Origin of the sequence: Vibrio sp. NC2 (genome assembly GCF_025195005.1) — a bacterium.
GTDB classification, from domain to species: Bacteria; Pseudomonadota; Gammaproteobacteria; order Enterobacterales; family Vibrionaceae; genus Vibrio; species Vibrio splendidus.
Genome location: NZ_JANVFC010000002.1, coordinates 354,378 through 373,427 on the forward strand (window position 1 = coordinate 354,378; position 19,050 = coordinate 373,427).

A 19,050-nucleotide genomic window follows, 5' to 3' on the forward strand; every position below is an offset into this window, starting at 1 on the left:
CCTTCTTTCGAAGGCTGATTTTTCTTATTTAATCAGTTTCTTGTTTTACAGAGCTCTTGTCTTACAGAGCCCTTTTCTTTACAAAATCTGCTCTTTAAAAAACCTGTTCTTTAAAAACCTTGTTCTTTCGCCATCTTGATTGCGATTTGAGGCGCATTCCAAAGCGATGGCAGTAAGATTATGGACACCGGTACCGCTGTGATTACAATGAACGATTGCAGTGCAGAGATTCCGCCTGAACCTAGGGAAATCAGAATCAATGCTGTTACCCCCATCATCACACCCCAGAAAGTACGAATAATTGCGTTAGGCTCTGTCTCACCACTGACTACCACACTGATGGTGTAAGTCATTGAGTCACCTGTCGTTACGATGAAGATCGTCGTCAAGATCAAGAACAGAATAGAGATAAGCATTGGCATTGGTAGTTGCTGAGTTACTGCCAGTAGCGCGCCAGGTAAGTTAAAGCCTTCGAACGCTTTACTTACGCTGCCTGGGTCTGCAATTTCAAACGCTAGACCAGAACCACCTACAATGGTGAACCAGAAACATGTTACAAACGGCGCAATAAGACTGATGGTTGATACCAATTGGCGAATACTACGACCGCGTGAAATACGTGCGATGAAGATTGCCATCATTGGTCCGTAACCTAAGAACCAACCCCAGAAGAATACTGTCCACCAGCTCAACCAACCTTCGTCACCACGGTATGTTGCCATTGGGATGAAGTTGTCTATCATGCTGCCTACACCTTGGATGTAGCCATTGAAAATGAAGTTTGTTGGGCCGAAGATCAGGATGTAGACCATCAATGCCATTGCTAAAATTACGTTGTAACGGCTTAGCATTTGCATCCCGCGGTTAAGACCACTTAATGCAGACAATGTGTAAAGAACGATAGCGAACAAGATGATGATCAGCTGTGTCGTGAAGCCATCTGGAATACCAAACAGTTCGTTCAGGGCGTAGCTCACTTGTAGGCCTAAGAAGCCAATCGGACCGATGGTGCCCGCTGCTACTGCAACAATACAACATGCATCAATCAATGCGCCGGTATGGCCTTTCAGAGCTCTTTCACCTAATACAGGGTAAAGAAGAATACGAGGTTTAAGCGGTAAGCCTTTGTCGTAGTGAAGGTGCATAACCACGATAGACGTTAAGCTACCAACGATTGCCCATGCAAGAAAACCCCAGTGCATGAATGATTGTGATAGAGCATTCACCGCGCCTTGTTGTGCATTTTCTTGTGCGCCGTACAACGGTGGTGGGCTCACGTAATGCGCGATAGGCTCTGCTGCCGCCCAAAATACGCCGCCACCCGCAAGTAGTGTACAGAAGATGATTGCCATCCAGCGAAAACCATCCATCTCAGGCTTATCGATGCCACCTAGGATAACCTTGCCTGTTCGCCCTGCCGCTAGGCCAAGACCAATAAGAAAAGTCAGAAGAAGAAGCATTTGCCAATAAGGACCGAACACTTTTACAGACCAAGCAAAACCCGTGTTTACTAGGCTTGATAACAGCTCGCCATCAAACAAAGCAAGGGCTACGAACAGAGCAATAAAGCCGCCGCTGTACCATAGTGCTGGGTTGGTTAGTCCTAATTTGTCTGAAGTAGATTCAGACTGTGTATTATTGTTTGCTGTGTTTGTTTGACCCGCATTTACGTTTGAAGATTTCACGCTATTGGTTAAATCAGACATACTCTGACTCCAGAGGTTTCTTTGCAGCTGTCACTTTAATGATGACTACAAGAGGTGTATTTAACACCTGCCCTATTGTTTTTTGTGTTGGGCAGGCTAATCCATGTTTGGGTTACCGCGTTGCGAAATAGACCGTTGTTCCTTTTGAATAGTGAAATTGGTTAAAACAGCACGTCTAAATGAACGTTTATTAGAAGGCTGCTAATTCGATGATTGCTAGTGAAAAAACACTCAACCCTTGCTTTGAGGCTCTAGGCCATCTTTCAAGAAGTTAAACCAGTTTTCTCCCAAGACTTGCCCAGCTTCAGACTCGCTGAAACCATGGCGCATCAATCCGTTATAGATGTTTTCCATACCCGCACTACCACAGAACCAAGGCAGCGCATCTGGCCAACCTGAGTTGTTTGCAGAGCCTTCGCCATAGTCCATTGCTTTAGACCAACGACCATTTCTCATCCATTCAAGAACGGCTTGAGGTTGGTTTAAGCATAGGTCACTACCAATACCTAGGTGTTCTACGCCAACCATGTCAGCGGTAGTCGCAACCATTTGGCAGAAATCTTCCAACGTACATTGGCTGCCATTTGGTAGATGGAATGGGTATAAGCTGAATCCGATTAAGCCACCGCGTGCGGTTAGGGCTTTAATCACATCGTTTGATTTGTTTCGTAGTGCATCATGAGCAAACGTTGGGTTCGCATGGCTAATACAAATAGGACGAGAAGACAGGTCAATCGCCTCAAGCGTTGAACGCTCAGCACTGTGAGACATATCGATGATCATGCCCACTCGGTTCATCTCTTCGATGGCCTGTTTACCAAAGCGCGTGATGCCTGTGTCGTTCTGCTCATAACAACCCGTCGCCAGTAAGCTTTGGTTGTTGTAAGTAAGCTGCATGATCAAAAGACCCTGCTGACGCATCACTTCGATAAGACCAATCTCATCATCGATTGGCGAACAGTTTTGAGCACCTAGAAAAATGCCGACTTTGCCTGTCGCTTTTGCAGTTTCAACATCAGCCATTGAATGAATCGGCATAATAATGTCTGCATTTTGCTCGAATCTTAGGTTCCACTCAGCAAAGCGAGATAAGGTTTCACGAGCTGTCTCGTGGTAAACCGCGGTAGCGTGAACTGCTGTAATGCCGCTCGCCTTTAGTGTTTGGAAATATTCTCTGTTCCAATTGCAGTATTGCAATCCATCTATAACAATCCGTTGCTGGTACATAACCACTCCTATTGAAAGCTCAGTGTTCTAGCTCGGTTTTGAAAACACGCTCAAATAACATGTTTTCAAAAATGGGTTAAATCACTTACTGGGTGCTCAGTCTTTGAAATCTACATTGATTAAGCGTAATTGGGTTTGGATGTTGGCCTGACTCTGTGACTCAGGCCAATTCGATAGCTGGATAGCTAGAGACTCAATATCTTCAGCTATCCAATTCTTATATAGAAAGCTGCTTAGTAAGGACGCTGGTAAGCTGTCTTCACCACTGTGTAGAACTCTTTCGCGTACTGACCTTGCTCACGAGGACCGAAGCTAGACTCTTTACGACCACCAAACGGTACGTGGTAATCGGTGCCTGCTGTTGGTAGGTTCACCATCACACAACCTGTTTGCGCTTGTTGCTTGAACATTGCGCTAGTACGTAGGCTTTGAGTAATGATGCCGCCCGTTAGACCAAAGCGAGTATCGTTTGTTGTCGCAATCGCTTCTTCTAGGTCAGCGACACGAATTACGCTTGCCATTGGTGCAAACACTTCTTCTTGGTTCACTTCCCAATCGTTCTTAGTGTTTAAGAACAGCGTTGGAGACATGTAGAAGCCTTCGTGTTTCATGCTTAGGCGTTCGCCACCAAATGCGAGCTCACCGCCGCTTTGACGTGCCTTCTCAACCCAACCTAGGTTTGCTTCAAGTTGGTTGCCGTCAACAACAGGGCCCATGAACACGCCGTCTTCTAGTGCGTGACCCACTTTCAGCTCGCTCAGACGCTTGATCAGTGCTTCAACGTATTGGTCGTGAATGCCATCCATAACCACTAGACGAGAAGATGCTGTACATTTTTGGCCTGCGCCAGAGAATGAACCTGCAATCGTTGCATCAACGGCTGTTTGGATATCAGCATCATCAGCAACCACAAGTGCGTTCTTACTGCCCATTTCTAGTTGGCAACGAACGAAGTTTGGCGCTGTAGCAGCGGCAACCTTACGACCTGTATCAACAGAACCAGTAAAGCTCACACCGTTCACTTCTTTAGAGTTGATCAGTGCATCACCTACTTTTGAACCACTACCTAGAACAAGGTTGAACGTGCCTGCTGGCATGCCTTGACGGTGGATAATTTCAGTTAATGCAACCGCACTTGCTGGTGTTAGGTTTGCTGGTTTCCAAATAACACTGTTACCGAAAGCAAGCGCTGGAGCGATTTTCCAAGCAGCAGTCGCTGTCGGGAAGTTCCAAGGAGAGATGATGCCGATAACACCCACCGCTTCACGAGTCACTTCAACAGAAACGCCAGGGCGCACTGATTCTGCGTTGTCGCCAATTTGACGAAGTACTTCTGCCGCAAAGTACTGGAAGAACTGACCTGCACGGTAAATTTCGCCACGACCTTCAGCAAAAGGCTTACCTTCTTCACGAGAAAGCAACTTACCTAGCTCATCACAACGTGCAATCAGCTCGTCACCAATCGCTTGTAGTACTGCTTGCTTACGTTCAATCGGCGTTTTTTCCCACTCTGGTTGAGCGTGCTTCGCCGCTGAAATCGCCTGTTGAACTTGGTCAGCACTTGCTTGTGCGAAGTTACCGATGTTTTCAGAAATATCTGATGGGTTAATGTTCGCAACGGTGCTTACACCCGCTTGCCATTCGCCGCCAATGTAAAGTGCGTTTTCTGCTTGAACATTCTGTAATTGAGTCATCATTCTGTCCTTGTAACGGTTAGGTTGCGTTTGAGCCTGGCAACCATCTGATTAATGAATAAAACGTTAATTTATATAAGAAATAACGTTTAAATCTTGTATCTAAAACTGAACCAAGACGCTTGTATCAATAAAGATCTTTACAGACAAATAGCTTTAATCCGCAAATTGCCTCAGTTCACAGTATCTTTATTCAGGTTGAGAGGCTGATGCGTAAACCACGAACTCAACCAACATTTCTTCTCTTGCTAACCCTGCAACGACGACCGCAGCACGGTTTGGATAAGGTGCATTGAAGTATTCTCCGTATACGCTGTTGACCGTTTTTAGATATTCACGGTCTGTCACGTAAATCAGAACTTGCAGCACTGAATCCATAGATTCGCCTGCACACTCCAACGTATGAACAAGGTTGTTAAAAGTCTGACGCGTTTGCGCTTCGATACCGCCTTCTACTACTGCGCCAGTTTCATCAATTGGAATCTGCGCTGTGTATAGAGTGCCGTTATTAACGATTGCCCACTCTAGTGGTGCTTTTGAAGCGAAAAGCTCGGTTTTTACTGGGTGTTTTTTAGTTTGTGCGTTCACGATTCCATCCAACTTTGTAACAACTATGTTTCAAGATGGTTAAATACTGCACCTTGACGGCTGATAAATCTAACGGTAAATTTTGTGCATTTGATAAATAAAATCTATCACCTTTAAAAAAGTAAGGTATAGCAAGGCCTAGAGAAGGATTCCTGTCATGAGTATTAAGCTACAACAGTTAAAACATTTTGTTTTAGTGGTCGAAGAAGGCGGATTTAGAGCGGCATCTCACCGAGCAAATCGCTCGCAAGCGGCACTTTCAACATCGATAAAAGAGCTAGAAAAAATTCTCGGCCAACCACTGTTTGAAACGGGCAACAAATCGACGCTGACACCTTTTGGCGAAATATGTTTACCGAAAATCATTCAATTCTTAAATGTTTACAAGGCATTAGATAACGACCTCCGTGCTGCAGCAGCTGGCCAACAAGGGCGAGTTCGAATAGCGAGTGTCCCTTCAGTGGCCGCAAAACTAATCCCTAGTGTCTTAGGGGCTTTTTGCGAAAAGTACCCCAATGTTGAGGTCAGCTTAATTGACGATAATGCGGCAGGTGTGGAAGCGAGATTACTCTCTGGAGAGGTGGATGTTGCCCTCGGAAATAGCTCCCATTTAGAAGAAGAGAGTATCGACTTCACGCCTTTGCTCTCTGACCCTATTGGTGTGGTCTGCCTCAAAGATAACCCCATCGCCTCTCAACGAGAGGGAATAGAATGGCAAACTTTGTTAAAACAACCCTTCATTCGCAACGGTACTTGTACCCTACTTGACCCAACACCCGCACGAATGCTCAGCGAACAGGCTCTTTATTCGGTAGAGAACATCACTTCGTTGTTTTCAGTGTTAGAACTCGGGATAGGCGTGACTACGCTACCTAAGCTGGCTTTCCCGACCAATGAAACCCGTTTGGTGTGGATCCCATTGATTGACCCGCCCTTACAGCGTCAGATCGGTATTTTCAGATTGGCTGACCGTACGATCTCGCCACAAGCACAAGCCTTTCATGACTTGTGCATTCAATACCTAAGCTATGAAGAGTAATAGAGAAACATGAATGAAGGCGCTTCCTATAGGCCTATTGATACGATAAACATCTTTAGATTCCGATTATTTCTGTATTGAAACTGTGGTTTTTGGGTCGATGCTCTGCGAATTCGTCCGATAATAATTCGACCCAACCTCAGCGATACCTCTATTTTTGAGTCAATTAACCCGTACTTTCCATCTGTATGTATGTTTTCTCGCCCTCATCATTGACCCTAGATCTTGTTGCATCAGCGGTTGGACGCTGAATTTTTCATCAAATTTTCATCTTGAACCCGGTGCTGGGCGTGTTGATTCGCGTTCCAATACATCAATAATGAAAATATGATAACGATATTAAAAAATATTAGCTTAATGATAAGGAGCACCATACTGCTATTTCACTACACAAACGAAACCTTCCAATATCAACAAAATCTTGGTTATACCCCGCTTCGAATACCAACCCGTCATCACATTTAGAAAAGACTCTAAGTCATTGAATATACTTAATTGATAACGTCATATCTTAATATTTTTTCTCTCTAATTTTCTGGGTAAAACCTCCCTTTTCTCGCTATAAACAAAGCATTTTAAATATTCATGGATTTAATAATAGAACTATTACTTTCATAAATGAAAAACACTCATTTCAAAAATGGAATTATTGATGCCGATATTTGTCGTTTTGATCACATAATTTTAGGCGTAGTTTATATTTTGTCGAAACGATAGCGAGTTAGTTTTTAACGTTTAATTTCGTCAGGAGATATAAAGCCAGAAAGATTATTTCTTTGTTAACAAGTAAAGGTTTATTAACAAGTCAAATTGCTATTAACAAGTAAGTGCTAGTAACAAAACATATTCAAACTGTGTTTTATATTGACTTACACTGTTAAATATAAGGTTTTATTATGAGGCTTAATGGGATAAGTAGCGACATCCTTGTTGCTGCTAAAAGAGTTGTTCTCTGCCAAATAGTATTAGCCGTCGGTGTAGTTTTATATGAAGTGTTTTTTGGTAATAAAGTAGATATGGAGTCTTCAGCTTTGGGTGTCGTAATCGCGATGTTACCACCGCTGTTTGGTTTTATATATGCAAGCCTTAAGGTGCACAAGAATCCTAATTATAGTTTACGTGACTTAATGCAAATGAGTCGTGTCGTGAAAATAACCTATACGTTCTTAATGTTTATCCTGGCATTCCAGTTTTTTAAATTGGATAACCCAGTAATATTATACGCGTACATTTTCACAATGATTGGGTACTTCTTAACACCATTTATTACTGCCTCTACAAGATCGGAGTACGTGTAGTATGGATCAAGTCACTACCGCTCACGAATACATAGAGCATCACTTAACCTTCTTAACTACAGGTGATGGTTTCTGGACGTTCAACATTGACTCAATGTTGATATCTTGGATCACGGGTTTACTGTTTATTGGAGCTTTTCGATATGTAGTGACCAAGGGCACTAGCGGTGTTCCAGGTCGTTTTCAATGTTTTATCGAGCTTATCTTTGATTTCGTTAACAACCTAGTCAAAGAGATTTTTCAAGCGGAGGATAAATTAATAGGGCCACTGGCATTAACCACTTTTGTTTGGGTGTTGTTAATGAATGCAGTCGACCTATTGCCTATAGATTTAATACCAGGGTTAACTCGTGTAATGGGTTTAGAACACTTTAGAGACCTACCGACAGCGGATGTAAATATCCCAATGTCGATGGCACTCGGTGTGTTTATTTTATTGTTAACTTATACGTTTAAAAATAAAGGTTTGAAAGGCTTTATCAAAGAGCTAACTACTCAGCCATTTGATAACCCTCTTTTATATCCTGTTAACTTTGTTCTTGAATTAATAACATTAATTTCAAAGCCAATATCACTAGGCTTACGATTATTCGGAAATATGTATGCAGGCGAGATGATATTCATCCTTATCGCACTAATGCCTTGGTGGATGCAATGGGCACTAAGTGTTCCATGGGCCTTATTCCACATATTAATCGTATTCTTACAAGCATTTATATTTATGGTACTGACCGTTGTTTACTTAGCAATGGCAACAGAAGAACACCACTAATTAATAACTAAAAAATTAACTAACACATTATTTATCGGAGATACAAATGGATATCGTAAGCGCAGTTTTATATGTAGCAGGTGCATTACTGATCGGTTTAGGTGCAGCAGGTGCAGCATCTGGTATTGGTAACTTAGCAGGTAAATACCTTGAAGGTGTTGCTCGTCAACCAGACCTTACTCCAATGCTTCGTACTCAATTCTTCATCATGATGGGCCTTGTGGATGCTGTACCGATGATCGGTGTTGGTATCGGTCTATACATCATCTTTGCCGTGGCTTAATTAGAAGCTTTGAAAAGATCGATTTGTAAATAATCAAGATTTAGTGAGGAAGGTATGAACTTAAATGCCAGCATGTTTGGTCAAGCAATCTCATTCGTGATTTTTGTTTGGCTATGCATGAAATATGTATGGCCCCCTCTCACCGCGATGTTAGACGAGCGCCAAAAAGAAATCGCTGATGGTTTACGCCACTCAGAGAATGCAGCGAAAGAGCTAGAACTAGCAAAATCAAATGGCGCACAACTCGTCGCAGATGCGAAAAAAAATGTGACCGAACTGATTGAGCAAGGCAAAAAACGCCGCAACGAAATCATCACCTTAGCTCACCAAGAAGGTGAGCAAGAAAAGGCACGCATCTTAGAACAAGGTAGAGCTGAGCTAGAAGGCGAACGTCAAAAGTTACGCCGTGAACTTCAGGCGGATATGGCAGACGCTGTTATTCAAAGTGCACAGAAATTGATCAGCAAAAACCTAGATTCTGAAACGAACCGAGCGTTAGTTGATCAAATGATAAGCGAACTCTAAACGGAGGCAATATGTCAGATTACACCAATATTGCTCATCCCTACGCTAAAGCATCGTTCGACTTTGCTTTAGGTGAAAACAAGTTACAAGAGTGGCACTCAATGCTGTCCATTCTTGTAACGGTAGCGGAAGAAGAAACGATCGCTAAACAGATTTCATCAGCAGAAGGTGTTCACACTCAGCAATCTGAAGAACTGGTCAATCTCATCATTCACGTTTGCCAAGGACTCGTTGATGACCACGTCATTAATCTCATTAAAGTCTTGGCTGAGAATGGCCGTCTTGCAGTGATCAGAGACTTGTTTAACTTGTTCAGCGACCTAAAGGACGAACATGAACGTGTAATCCCTGTCACTGTCACCAGTTCAGAATTGCTTACACAAGATCAAGTTACATCACTCACTGCTGCACTTGAGAAGAAATTAGAGCGTCAGGTTGAAATGGAACAGGTTATTGATGACTCGCTGGTTGGCGGGATCGTCATCAAGGCGGGTGAAACCGTCATCGATGGTTCTTTGAACACATCAATTAGCCGATTAGCCCATCAACTTCACGCGAGATAGGTAACAATTATGCAATTAAATTCAAATGAAATCAGCGATCTAATCAAAGATCGCATCTCGAAGTTTAATGTGAGCACCGAAGCTCGCAACGAAGGCACCATAGTCTCGGTTCGTGATGGCATCATTACTATTAATGGCCTTGCGGATGTCATGCAGGGTGAGATGATCGAGCTTCCAGGTGGCAAATACGCTCTTGCTCTTAACCTTGACACGCACTCAGTCGGTGCCGTAGTTATGGGCCCCTACACTGACCTCTCTGAAGGTATGAAAGTGAAAGGTACTGGCCGTATCTTGGAAGTACCAGTCGGTAACGGACTTCTTGGCCGTGTAGTAAACACATTAGGCGAGCCAATCGATGGCAAAGGCCCAGTGAGTTGTGACCGACTCGACCCAGTTGAAGTGATTGCTCCCGGCGTAATCGAGCGTAAGTCCGTCGATCAGCCAATTCAAACCGGTTATAAAGCCGTTGACACCATGGTGCCTATCGGCCGTGGTCAACGCGAACTTATCATCGGTGACCGTCAGACAGGTAAAACGGCGCTAGCCATCGATGCAATCATCAATCAAAAAGATTCTGGCATCAAATGTGTGTACGTGGCTATTGGCCAGAAAGCCTCCACTATCGCAAACGTTGTTCGTAAACTCGAAGACCACGATGCGCTTAAAAATACCATCGTTGTTGTTGCATCAGCATCAGAATCAGCAGCGCTTCAATACCTAGCACCCTATGCGGGCTGCACCATGGGTGAATACTTCCGTGACCGCGGTGAAGATGCATTGATCATCTATGATGACCTATCAAAGCAAGCCGTCGCTTACCGTCAAATCTCATTGCTACTTAAGCGTCCACCGGGTCGTGAAGCCTTCCCTGGCGACGTATTCTACCTCCACTCACGCCTACTAGAACGTGCAGCACGAGTGAATGCGGAATACGTTGAGAAGTTCACGAACGGTGAAGTAAAAGGCCAAACAGGCTCATTGACGGCACTTCCTATCATTGAAACTCAAGCGGGTGACGTATCGGCGTTTGTACCAACCAACGTAATCTCAATTACTGATGGTCAGGTTTTCCTACAAACCCAACTGTTCAACTCAGGCCTACGTCCTGCTGTTGACCCTGGTATCTCGGTATCTCGTGTGGGTGGCGCGGCGCAGTGCAAGATCATCAAGAAACTGTCTGGTGGTATCCGTACATCATTAGCTCAATACCGCGAATTAGCCGCATTTGCTCAGTTCTCTTCTGACTTAGATGACATGACGCGTAAGCAGCTTGACCATGGTGAGCGTGTAACCGAATTGATGAAGCAAAAGCAATACTCTCCGATGTCTGTCGCTGAGCAAGCAACGGTTATCTACGCAGCAGAAAAAGGCTATTTGGCTGACGTAGAGTTGAACAAAATTGCACGTTTTGAAGAAGAATTGATTGCTTACGCGAAAGGTCAAAACCCAGAGTTGTTCGACACCATTAACGCTAACGGTGACTACAACGATGAAATTGATGGCGCTCTTGCAAAGCTTCTCGGTGACTTCGTAGCGTTGAAAGCTTGGTAAACGCTCCGGTTTGTTGGCTGGAAATCAAAACAAATTAGGAGCAGATAATGGCAAATACTAAAGAAATTCGCACCAAGATAGGCAGTGTTAGTAACACTCAGAAAATCACCAGTGCAATGGAGATGGTTGCGGCAAGTAAGATGCGTAAGGTTCAAGACAATATGACGCTAACACGTCCATATGCGGAGAACATGCGCAAAGTTATCTCTCATGTCGCATCAGGGTCGCTGGAATACCAGCACCCCTACCTTCAACAGCGTGAACCAAAACGCGTTGCTTACATCATTATTTCGTCCGATCGAGGCTTATGTGGTGGCTTGAACTCGAACTTGTTCAAGAAAGTGTTAGAAGAAATGGAGATGTGGCGTACCAAAGGCGTTGAAGTAGAAACGACCTTAATTGGTTCAAAAGCTATCTCATTTTTCCAACGCAGCGGCAATGTTATCGCGCAAACGTCAGGCCTTGGTGACGCACCTAAATTAGAAGACATTTTAGGTACGGTTAACGCGATGCTAGGGCATTACGACGACGAAAAAATCGACAGTTTGTATCTCGTGTATAACCAGTTCATCAACACCATGGTTCAAGAACCAACGACCTTGCAGTTGCTACCCCACCCTTCAGATTCTGAGGCCGATGGAGGCGCGAAAAAAGCACGTCGTTGGGACTACATCTACGAACAAGCACCAAGAGACATCCTCTCTGAGCTGTTACATCGATACATTGAATCACAAGTGTATCAAGGCATCGTAGAGAGCATTGCCTGTGAGCAAGCAGCCCGAATGGTGGCCATGAAAGCGGCGACCGATAACGCAGGCCAACTCATCGATGATTTGCAGTTGGTATACAACAAAGCGCGACAGGCTGCCATCACCCAAGAACTGAGTGAAATAGTCTCAGGTGCTCAAGCTGTCTAAAGGCAGAAAAGAGCGGGTTAAGAATAGAATTTGAGGATTTAGAGATGAGTGTTGGAAAAATAGTTAAAGTTATCGGCGCGGTGGTAGACGTCGAGTTCAGCGGCGGCAACAGCCCACGCGTTTATGATGCGTTGAAAGTGACGAGCGAAGGAGCAAGCTCGCTCGTATTAGAAGTTCAGCAACAGCTGGGTGGCAGTATCGTTCGTTGTATTGCAATGGGTACGTCAGATGGCTTGCGCCGTGGCCTAACTGTTGAAAACACCGGTTCTCCGATCACCGTTCCTGTGGGCGAAGAAACCTTAGGCCGTATCATGAACGTTCTTGGCCAGCCTATCGATGAATGCGGTGAAATCGGTCAAAAAGAAAGCTACGAAATTCACCGTGAAGCACCCTCTTATGAAGAACAAGCAAACAGCACTGAACTTCTTGAGACCGGCGTTAAGGTTATCGACCTTATCTGTCCGTTCGCTAAGGGCGGTAAAATTGGTCTGTTCGGTGGTGCTGGCGTAGGTAAGACTGTCAACATGATGGAGCTTATCAACAACATCGCAAAAGCCCACTCAGGTCTCTCTGTATTTACCGGTGTTGGTGAGCGTACTCGTGAAGGTAACGACTTCTACTACGAGATGAAAGAAGCGGGTGTACTAGACAAAGTAGCCATGGTTTACGGCCAAATGAACGAGCCACCGGGAAACCGTCTACGTGTTGCACTTACAGGCCTGACTATGGCTGAGCGCTTCCGTGATGAAGGTCGTGACGTACTTCTGTTCATTGATAACATCTACCGTTACACACTTGCGGGGACTGAGGTGTCAGCACTGTTAGGTCGTATGCCTTCAGCAGTAGGTTACCAACCAACACTCGCTGAAGAGATGGGTGTGCTTCAAGAGCGTATTACTTCGACTAGACAAGGCTCTATCACGTCTATTCAAGCGGTATACGTACCTGCGGATGACTTGACTGACCCATCGCCAGCAACAACCTTTGCTCACTTAGATGCGACCGTTGTACTGTCTCGTAATATCGCGGCATTGGGCCTATACCCTGCAATCGACCCATTGGATTCAACCTCTCGCCAATTAGACCCACTTGTGGTTGGCCAAGAGCACTACGACATTGCACAAAAAGTCCAAACAACGCTGCAACGCTACAAAGAGCTAAAAGACATCATCGCGATTCTTGGTATGGATGAGCTGTCTACTGAAGACAAACAGACCGTATCTCGCGCTCGTAAGATTGAACGTTTCTTAACTCAGCCTTACCACGTAGCCGAAGTGTTTACCGGTCAGAAAGGTGTATTTGTACCGCTAAGCGAAACACTAAGAGGCTTTAAAGGCCTGTTAGGCGGCGAATATGACGATATCCCAGAGCAAGCATTCTTGTACTGTGGTTCTATCGACGAAGTGCTTAACAAAGCAAAATCACTCTAAGAGGCAGGTGCACTATGGCTATCGGAATTACAGATAATACATTTCAACTTAATATTGTAAGTGCGGAAGGTACGCTGTTTTCAGGTCCAGCGTATGCCCTAGCTGTTTCTGGCGCTGATGGTGAGTTGGGGATCCGCCCCGGTCACTCCCCGCTTCTCAGTAAGATCAAGCCGGGCGTAACCGTGTTTGTCACAGACCCTAAATCAGAGGGGCAAGTACTTTATGTCTCTGGCGGAATGTTGGAAGTTCAACCGGATGTAGTAACGGTGTTAGCCGATACTGCCTTGCACGGCCAAGATATTGACCGCGCTCGCGCAGAAGAAGCGAAATATGCGGCTCTTGAGAATATAAACAAGGGCAATGTAGACATTAACTTTGCACAAGCTCAGCTTGAACTCGCAAAAGCCGTTGCTCAACTTCGTGCATCAGAACTGACGTCTTCTCGCACTCGCCACTGAGAATAGAACTTAGACGTTTGATGCATAGTGCTTGATGTGCAAATAGTCTACCCACTTAAAAAACAGTTTAAGTGGGTAGACTACATCAGGAACCCTTCTCCCACCTCCAACTTCCCCTCCCTTTCAACCGTCCCTAATACATCCTTTTTCACCAACGCTTACACCATTATTTCCCAGCAAAACGCGCTTGGTGCGGATCTAGTTCATGACCAAGAGGTTGTGTGAGTGAATGATATAACTCTGGCTTACGGCCACGAATCCAGCGTCTACCAGTACACATATCTAACTCTTCTGCTTTTAACTCTGCCATCACCATATCGTTATCAACACTATCGGTCTCAGCAATGATTTCACCATAAGGGCTGAGGATCATCGCATTGCCTGTTCTTACTTCATCCATATCAACGCCGACACCATTACTAAACACAACAAACATGCCATTGTCGTGCGCTCTTGCAGGCAACCAACGCATTAACCACTCGCGGCCATTCTTGCCCTGCATTTCAGCACGAATCGCATCTGGGTTTTCATCTCGGTTAAACCATAGCTCAGGGTCAATTCGCTTCATCGCGTTCGGGCTTCGTGAATGACAACCGCCCGTTTGGTGTGGCGCAATCAATATATCGGCGCCTTTCAAAGCAGTGATCCTGACATTTTCGACCAAGTTGTTATCCCAACAAATCAAGATACCGACTTTGCAGCCATGCGGCGTATCGAACACCGTATATTGATCGCCACTGCTCATGTGAGGGCTAACAAAGGTGTGCAGTTTTCGGTGCTTTTGTAGCTCACCATTGGGCATGGCGAAAACGTAGCTGTTGTATAGCTCGCCATCGATGCCCTGCTCTATCAAACCAGCCCCAACACTCATGCCAAACTGTGTTGCCAGTGCAATCAGCTTTTGAGTCGATTCACCGTTCGGCACAGGTTCCGCTAGCGCTTCAATCTCATCTCGCGACAAAGCAGACACATGCCAGTAGCCAGTGATACACATCTCCGGGAAGCTGATGATCTCCACAACACTTTCTGCAGCGTGTCGAACATATTGCTCTATAACCGATAAGTTATACGCCTTATCACCTGCGTGGTGGTTAAATTGAACCGACGCTACTTTAATATCTCTCTTCATGATTCGTCCTCAAACTTCGCTTTTTCTGATTTGGTCTGGACTCAGTATAAAAAATCGATTCAATTCCATATAATGAAAAATATTCTCAATTCAATGAGCATTTGGAATGGAATTTGATCTACTGAAGGCATTTTGTCAGCTAGCTAAATCAGGCAATTACCGTTTAGCGTCAGAGCAGCTCTACATCACTCAATCGGCACTCACTAAAAAGATTCAACGACTTGAATCCAACATTGGGGCATCTTTGTTTTCTCGTGGCAGAAATGGCGCAGAGCTCACGCACGCGGGGAAAACGTTACTGGCAGAAGCCCAACGTTTGGTTCATTCAATGCAAGCGTTTGAGCAGCTGTCAGGCTCTGTGGTCAAAGGGACTCAGGGACATTTGAACATTGGCTTTGGCGTGTCTACTTATCATGAAGCACCCAAGCTTATTGCGGCTTATAAACAGCAATATCCAGACGTTCACATCACGTTAAATGACACACCTTCCAAGCAACAGACGGATGAACTGTCAAACCATGATCTCGATATCAGCTTCAATCGGATACCAGAATCATCGGATTTAGAAAGCCTAACACTGTTCAATGATTCGCTTGTGGTCGCGATACACAAAGATCTTCTCAAGCAAGGGCCAAGCAAAGATCACGTCGTCTCTGAGTTGTCGAAATGGCCTTATCTAAAGCTCGCCCAACATCGCGGCCCCGGATTAGACAGACAGATTCAGCAATATTGTCTTGCGAACAAAATCGACCTATCAAAGACGCAAGAAGCCGACGACATTCTGACTCTGCTGGCGTTAGTTTCGGCCAATATCGGTTTCACTATTGTACCTAGCAGTGCGCAGTTCATTAGTAACACCGATGTCGAATTCATTGCGCTAGAAGGTGAATACGGCACTTGGCCTGTCGGGTTGATCTGGAATGGAGAGAGTGAAAACCCACTCAGGGATAGGTTTGTAGAGTTTGTGGCTGATCAAAAAGAAAATTAGGCTAGAACCTAAATTACACCGACAAAAAAGGCTCACTAAATAGTGAGCCTTTTGATATTTGCTTAACGTAAACCTAGGTGTAACGTTGCGTGCGTTTTGAAGGAATAGTTTTAGAACAGCAGTTTAGAGCTGTACTTTAGAACTATAACTTAGAAGAACTCAATCGAATTACGGCCGCTTTTGTCATCACGTGTTGGCTTTGGCGTATCCGCTTTCTTTTTCGGTTTCTTCTCTTTTTTCTCTTTCTTTGGTTCAGCCGTTGCGCTTAGCATTTCTGCTTTGCTTTTCTTAGATTCTTTCTTCTTAGAATCCTTTTTAGACTGACCTTTCTTCGCCTTGTTCTCTTTTTTAGGCGCTTCTTTCTTTTTCGGCTTTTCTGATTCTTCTTGTACTGGCTGATCACACACCACTACATAGTATTCTTGGTTGAATTCAAAGAAGTCGCCATCGTACATTTTACGACGCTTACGCGTTTCCAGCTCACCATTTACCGCTACGTAGCCTTCAGAGATGATATGCTTAGCTTCACCGCCACCACTCACTAGGTTAGCGATTTTAAACACCTTGTAGAGCTCGATTGGTTGAGACGATACATCAATACCAATTGCTTCAATTTCAATCTCTTCGCCTTCTTCGCCCAGCTCTTGGCCTTCGTAATCAGCGTCTTCGTAATGTTCTTGGTCCATGGTGACCTCTACCTAAATATGTACTTCTGAAATATTGGGCGCAGTGTAATCTTAAAACAACTAAATGACCATGTTGAATTTATAGCTCAAGCCGAGGAAACGACAAGGCAAAACACGCACCATCCAAGTAACTTTCACCAACAGTGACATGTGCTTGGTGACGGTCACACACCTGTTTAACAATAGCTAACCCTAAACCATGGCCCGTTTTCCCCTTGTTCCTCGCTGCATTAGCGCTGTAGAAAGGATCAAACAAAAAAGGCCAATGCTCCGCTTCAACGCCTTTACCGTCATCATGAACCTCAATAACAAATTCATTGTCGGTATACCATAACTCAATAACGATCTTAGTATCAGCAAACTTAAACGCATTCCTTACGATGTTATCCACCGCCCTATTGAATAATTTTAGATCGACATAAAAAGAGGCTGGAATTTTTAATGGCACCTTAATGAGATCGAGGGTTGTCTCTTTCTCCCAAATAGTAAAACGCTCATTTAACCATTCATTAGCATCAATAGGTTGCTTAAGTAACTCAAAACCTCCCCTTTCCAAGCGGGCGTAATACAACAACTCATCGACCATGTCTTCCATTTCTTCGGTATCCGCAAGAATACGAGCTATAGCCTTAGACTGCTGCTTCGTTGGCGCCAAATCACTCAACAACTCAGCTTGCCATTGAATCCGGAATATAGGGGTTCTTAACTCATGCGCTACCGCGTTAGTCAAAGACTTATTACTATTGATTAAATCTCTTATCTTGTCTGCCATGACATTAAAGCTGCGGTTCAACGTCCCCAATTTTATGCTGTTCTTCTCAGATGCTCGCTCTAATAGTTCACCATGAGAAAAAGCCACTGTCGCCATTTCAAGGTTGTTTAACCGGCGCTTTATTCTCCAAACTAAAAACAGGCCACTAAACGCAAAACCAGTTATGGCAAAAACCCAAATAAGCCGGTTTTCAAACTTGATTTGCTTCCTCAGATAAGAATCTTTGTTCTTAGATAACTCATATAACTCATCACTTCCAACCAACCTCAACCAAAGGAAGTATTCGTCATGGTAGTAGACATTTCGGCCTTGTTGCTGAAACGCTTTTCTCACTAATTCTGGAGCATTATCAAATGGGATGATTCGCAGGTTTTGCCGAGTCTTATTTGCAAAACTTTTTAATAGATTCTGCGTTTCAAGCAAACCTTTTTCGCGGTAAACCACATCAATCAATTCTTGATAAGCTTCTGCTTCATGGTCTCGTAATATGTATTCGTAGTCAGTGCTTAACTTGTAAACAATAAAAGCATAGGAATATATACTCACTAAGAAGATGACAGTCAGTCCCACTAGATATTCAAAATAGATACGTCGCATGTTATTTATCAGCTACCGTTACCAACGTTCTGGTACGAACAAGTAGCCTTTGCCTCTTACAGTGATGATCTTTTTAGGTGGGACAGTTATGTCATTAAGCTTTTTACGTAAGATTACGATTTTGTTATCGATAAAACGATCGATGCCATCGTATTCGATGCCTCTCAGCTGTTGAGTAAGAAAATTACGTGATAGCACTTGCTCCGGAGAAGAAGCTAATAACCAAAGCAATTCAAATTCACTCTCCGCTATCGATATGTCTTGTCCAATATGCGTACAAACTTTGGTAACACGATTTAAACTTAACTTACCAAAAACCAACTCATTCTTACTCACTTCAGCACTTACAGAACTTTCAGAGATGCGACGTAAAAGCATCCTCACTCTCGCCAGTAACACTCTTTGACGAATGGGTTTACTAATAAAGTCATCGGCGCCAGTTTCTAAAGCGGCTACATGATCGAAATCATCATCGCTCGCCGTAAGAATCAGTATTTTTCCATTAAACTGACTTCGCACTTGTCGGCAAATAGTCAGTCCATCAACTTCTGGCAACATGAGATCAAGTAGAACAATATCGGGCTGAATAGTTAAAATTTGCTCACACGCTAATGCTCCATCAGAAATAGTGACGACTTCAAAAGATTGGCTTTCAAAGTACTCCTGTAACATCTCTCTTAAGATGGGGTCGTCTTCTACGATCACGAGTTTCGGGTTGGTCATAAATCCTTTTCACCATGCCTTCTGCTAACTTGCGAACTGCTTATTTATCTAAAAATTCAGCACATTCTTTTACATAGCTTCTATTTATAAAAATAACAAAAGTA

At 44.1% G+C, this 19,050-nt stretch carries 19 protein-coding genes; 11 read left to right on the forward strand and 8 right to left on the reverse strand.

From position 1 onward, the window contains the following. Window positions 1-110: 110 nt before the first annotated feature. The 4 genes from NX845_RS05150 to NX845_RS05165 form a co-directional block, all read right to left on the reverse strand. The gene (locus NX845_RS05150) at window positions 111-1,706 is read right to left on the reverse strand and encodes a BCCT family transporter (protein WP_004730416.1); all 1,596 of its coding nucleotides are present in this window, start codon (window positions 1,704-1,706) and stop codon (window positions 111-113) included. Between the two features lie 231 nt (window positions 1,707-1,937). Then, the gene (locus tag NX845_RS05155; RefSeq protein WP_004730415.1) at window positions 1,938-2,933 is read right to left on the reverse strand and encodes a membrane dipeptidase; all 996 of its coding nucleotides are present in this window, start codon (window positions 2,931-2,933) and stop codon (window positions 1,938-1,940) included. Between the two features lie 233 nt (window positions 2,934-3,166). Then, window positions 3,167-4,627, reverse strand: coding sequence for an aldehyde dehydrogenase family protein (locus NX845_RS05160; protein ID WP_065681392.1), 1,461 nt, complete (start codon window positions 4,625-4,627; stop codon window positions 3,167-3,169). Window positions 4,628-4,816: 189 nt separating this feature from the next. Then, the gene (locus NX845_RS05165; protein ID WP_004730412.1) at window positions 4,817-5,215 is read right to left on the reverse strand and encodes a RidA family protein; all 399 of its coding nucleotides are present in this window, start codon (window positions 5,213-5,215) and stop codon (window positions 4,817-4,819) included. Window positions 5,216-5,372: 157 nt separating this feature from the next. Between NX845_RS05165 and NX845_RS05170 the strand changes: the two genes are divergently transcribed. From NX845_RS05170 to NX845_RS05215, 10 genes are all read left to right on the forward strand, one after another. Then, window positions 5,373-6,254: a LysR family transcriptional regulator gene (locus tag NX845_RS05170; RefSeq protein ID WP_004730410.1), complete on the forward strand. Its 882-nt coding sequence runs from the start codon at window positions 5,373-5,375 to the stop codon at window positions 6,252-6,254. An 896-nt stretch (window positions 6,255-7,150) separates the two neighbouring features. Continuing rightward, on the forward strand, window positions 7,151-7,552 hold the full coding sequence (locus NX845_RS05175) for a hypothetical protein (RefSeq protein ID WP_004730409.1): 402 nt from the start codon (window positions 7,151-7,153) through the stop codon (window positions 7,550-7,552). Window position 7,553: 1 nt separating this feature from the next. Next, window positions 7,554-8,324 (forward strand): F0F1 ATP synthase subunit A, encoded by a 771-nt coding sequence (gene atpB, locus NX845_RS05180; protein ID WP_017094574.1) that lies wholly within the window; start codon window positions 7,554-7,556, stop codon window positions 8,322-8,324. A gap of 46 nt (window positions 8,325-8,370) precedes the next feature. Next, window positions 8,371-8,607: a F0F1 ATP synthase subunit C gene (atpE, locus tag NX845_RS05185; protein WP_004730405.1), complete on the forward strand. Its 237-nt coding sequence runs from the start codon at window positions 8,371-8,373 to the stop codon at window positions 8,605-8,607. 54 nt (window positions 8,608-8,661) lie between these two features. Beyond that, window positions 8,662-9,132, forward strand: coding sequence for a F0F1 ATP synthase subunit B (locus NX845_RS05190; protein WP_004730401.1), 471 nt, complete (start codon window positions 8,662-8,664; stop codon window positions 9,130-9,132). An 11-nt stretch (window positions 9,133-9,143) separates the two neighbouring features. Further along, window positions 9,144-9,695: a F0F1 ATP synthase subunit delta gene (locus tag NX845_RS05195; protein ID WP_004730398.1), complete on the forward strand. Its 552-nt coding sequence runs from the start codon at window positions 9,144-9,146 to the stop codon at window positions 9,693-9,695. A gap of 9 nt (window positions 9,696-9,704) precedes the next feature. After that, window positions 9,705-11,246 (forward strand): F0F1 ATP synthase subunit alpha, encoded by a 1,542-nt coding sequence (gene atpA, locus NX845_RS05200; RefSeq protein ID WP_009844932.1) that lies wholly within the window; start codon window positions 9,705-9,707, stop codon window positions 11,244-11,246. Window positions 11,247-11,293: 47 nt separating this feature from the next. Continuing rightward, complete coding sequence (gene atpG, locus NX845_RS05205) at window positions 11,294-12,163, forward strand: F0F1 ATP synthase subunit gamma (protein ID WP_012600781.1); 870 nt, start codon at window positions 11,294-11,296, stop codon at window positions 12,161-12,163. 44 nt (window positions 12,164-12,207) lie between these two features. Then, window positions 12,208-13,593, forward strand: coding sequence for a F0F1 ATP synthase subunit beta (atpD, locus tag NX845_RS05210; protein ID WP_017094575.1), 1,386 nt, complete (start codon window positions 12,208-12,210; stop codon window positions 13,591-13,593). Window positions 13,594-13,607: 14 nt separating this feature from the next. Continuing rightward, window positions 13,608-14,051: a F0F1 ATP synthase subunit epsilon gene (locus NX845_RS05215; protein ID WP_004730391.1), complete on the forward strand. Its 444-nt coding sequence runs from the start codon at window positions 13,608-13,610 to the stop codon at window positions 14,049-14,051. Between the two features lie 166 nt (window positions 14,052-14,217). On the opposite strand, the gene NX845_RS05220 is transcribed toward NX845_RS05215, so the two are convergent. Continuing rightward, the gene (locus tag NX845_RS05220) at window positions 14,218-15,180 is read right to left on the reverse strand and encodes a nitrilase family protein (protein WP_065681390.1); all 963 of its coding nucleotides are present in this window, start codon (window positions 15,178-15,180) and stop codon (window positions 14,218-14,220) included. A gap of 106 nt (window positions 15,181-15,286) precedes the next feature. On the opposite strand from NX845_RS05220, the gene NX845_RS05225 reads away from it, so the two are divergent. Next, the gene (locus NX845_RS05225; RefSeq protein WP_065681389.1) at window positions 15,287-16,168 is read left to right on the forward strand and encodes a LysR family transcriptional regulator; all 882 of its coding nucleotides are present in this window, start codon (window positions 15,287-15,289) and stop codon (window positions 16,166-16,168) included. Between the two features lie 149 nt (window positions 16,169-16,317). Here the strand turns inward: NX845_RS05225 and NX845_RS05230 are convergent, their stop codons facing one another. The 3 genes from NX845_RS05230 to NX845_RS05240 form a co-directional block, all read right to left on the reverse strand. Next, a complete protein-coding gene (locus NX845_RS05230) occupies window positions 16,318-16,854 on the reverse strand; it encodes an RNA-binding S4 domain-containing protein (RefSeq protein WP_017094578.1) in 537 nt (178 codons plus the stop codon). Between the two features lie 79 nt (window positions 16,855-16,933). Then, window positions 16,934-18,223 carry an ATP-binding protein gene (locus NX845_RS05235; protein ID WP_017089913.1) on the reverse strand — a complete coding sequence of 430 codons (1,290 nt, stop codon included), beginning with the start codon at window positions 18,221-18,223 and terminating at the stop codon, window positions 16,934-16,936. Between the two features lie 18 nt (window positions 18,224-18,241). After that, on the reverse strand, window positions 18,242-18,946 hold the full coding sequence (locus NX845_RS05240; protein ID WP_017085885.1) for a response regulator: 705 nt from the start codon (window positions 18,944-18,946) through the stop codon (window positions 18,242-18,244). Window positions 18,947-19,050: the final 104 nt, after the last annotated feature.

What these genes read in the sequence shown, in the direction of transcription:
- NX845_RS05150 (WP_004730416.1), bottom strand. Translation starts at nt 1,706, where the DNA reads ATGTCTGATTTAACCAATAGCGTGAAATCTTCAAACGTAAATGCGGGT.
- NX845_RS05155 (WP_004730415.1), bottom strand. Translation starts at nt 2,933, where the DNA reads ATGTACCAGCAACGGATTGTTATAGATGGATTGCAATACTGCAATTGG.
- NX845_RS05160 (WP_065681392.1), bottom strand. Translation starts at nt 4,627, where the DNA reads ATGACTCAATTACAGAATGTTCAAGCAGAAAACGCACTTTACATTGGC.
- NX845_RS05170 (WP_004730410.1), top strand. Translation starts at nt 5,373, where the DNA reads ATGAGTATTAAGCTACAACAGTTAAAACATTTTGTTTTAGTGGTCGAA.
- NX845_RS05175 (WP_004730409.1), top strand. Translation starts at nt 7,151, where the DNA reads ATGAGGCTTAATGGGATAAGTAGCGACATCCTTGTTGCTGCTAAAAGA.
- atpB (WP_017094574.1), top strand. Translation starts at nt 7,554, where the DNA reads ATGGATCAAGTCACTACCGCTCACGAATACATAGAGCATCACTTAACC.
- atpE (WP_004730405.1), top strand. Translation starts at nt 8,371, where the DNA reads ATGGATATCGTAAGCGCAGTTTTATATGTAGCAGGTGCATTACTGATC.
- NX845_RS05190 (WP_004730401.1), top strand. Translation starts at nt 8,662, where the DNA reads ATGAACTTAAATGCCAGCATGTTTGGTCAAGCAATCTCATTCGTGATT.
- NX845_RS05195 (WP_004730398.1), top strand. Translation starts at nt 9,144, where the DNA reads ATGTCAGATTACACCAATATTGCTCATCCCTACGCTAAAGCATCGTTC.
- atpA (WP_009844932.1), top strand. Translation starts at nt 9,705, where the DNA reads ATGCAATTAAATTCAAATGAAATCAGCGATCTAATCAAAGATCGCATC.
- atpG (WP_012600781.1), top strand. Translation starts at nt 11,294, where the DNA reads ATGGCAAATACTAAAGAAATTCGCACCAAGATAGGCAGTGTTAGTAAC.
- atpD (WP_017094575.1), top strand. Translation starts at nt 12,208, where the DNA reads ATGAGTGTTGGAAAAATAGTTAAAGTTATCGGCGCGGTGGTAGACGTC.
- NX845_RS05215 (WP_004730391.1), top strand. Translation starts at nt 13,608, where the DNA reads ATGGCTATCGGAATTACAGATAATACATTTCAACTTAATATTGTAAGT.
- NX845_RS05220 (WP_065681390.1), bottom strand. Translation starts at nt 15,180, where the DNA reads ATGAAGAGAGATATTAAAGTAGCGTCGGTTCAATTTAACCACCACGCA.
- NX845_RS05225 (WP_065681389.1), top strand. Translation starts at nt 15,287, where the DNA reads ATGGAATTTGATCTACTGAAGGCATTTTGTCAGCTAGCTAAATCAGGC.
- NX845_RS05230 (WP_017094578.1), bottom strand. Translation starts at nt 16,854, where the DNA reads ATGGACCAAGAACATTACGAAGACGCTGATTACGAAGGCCAAGAGCTG.
- NX845_RS05235 (WP_017089913.1), bottom strand. Translation starts at nt 18,223, where the DNA reads ATGCGACGTATCTATTTTGAATATCTAGTGGGACTGACTGTCATCTTC.
- NX845_RS05240 (WP_017085885.1), bottom strand. Translation starts at nt 18,946, where the DNA reads ATGACCAACCCGAAACTCGTGATCGTAGAAGACGACCCCATCTTAAGA.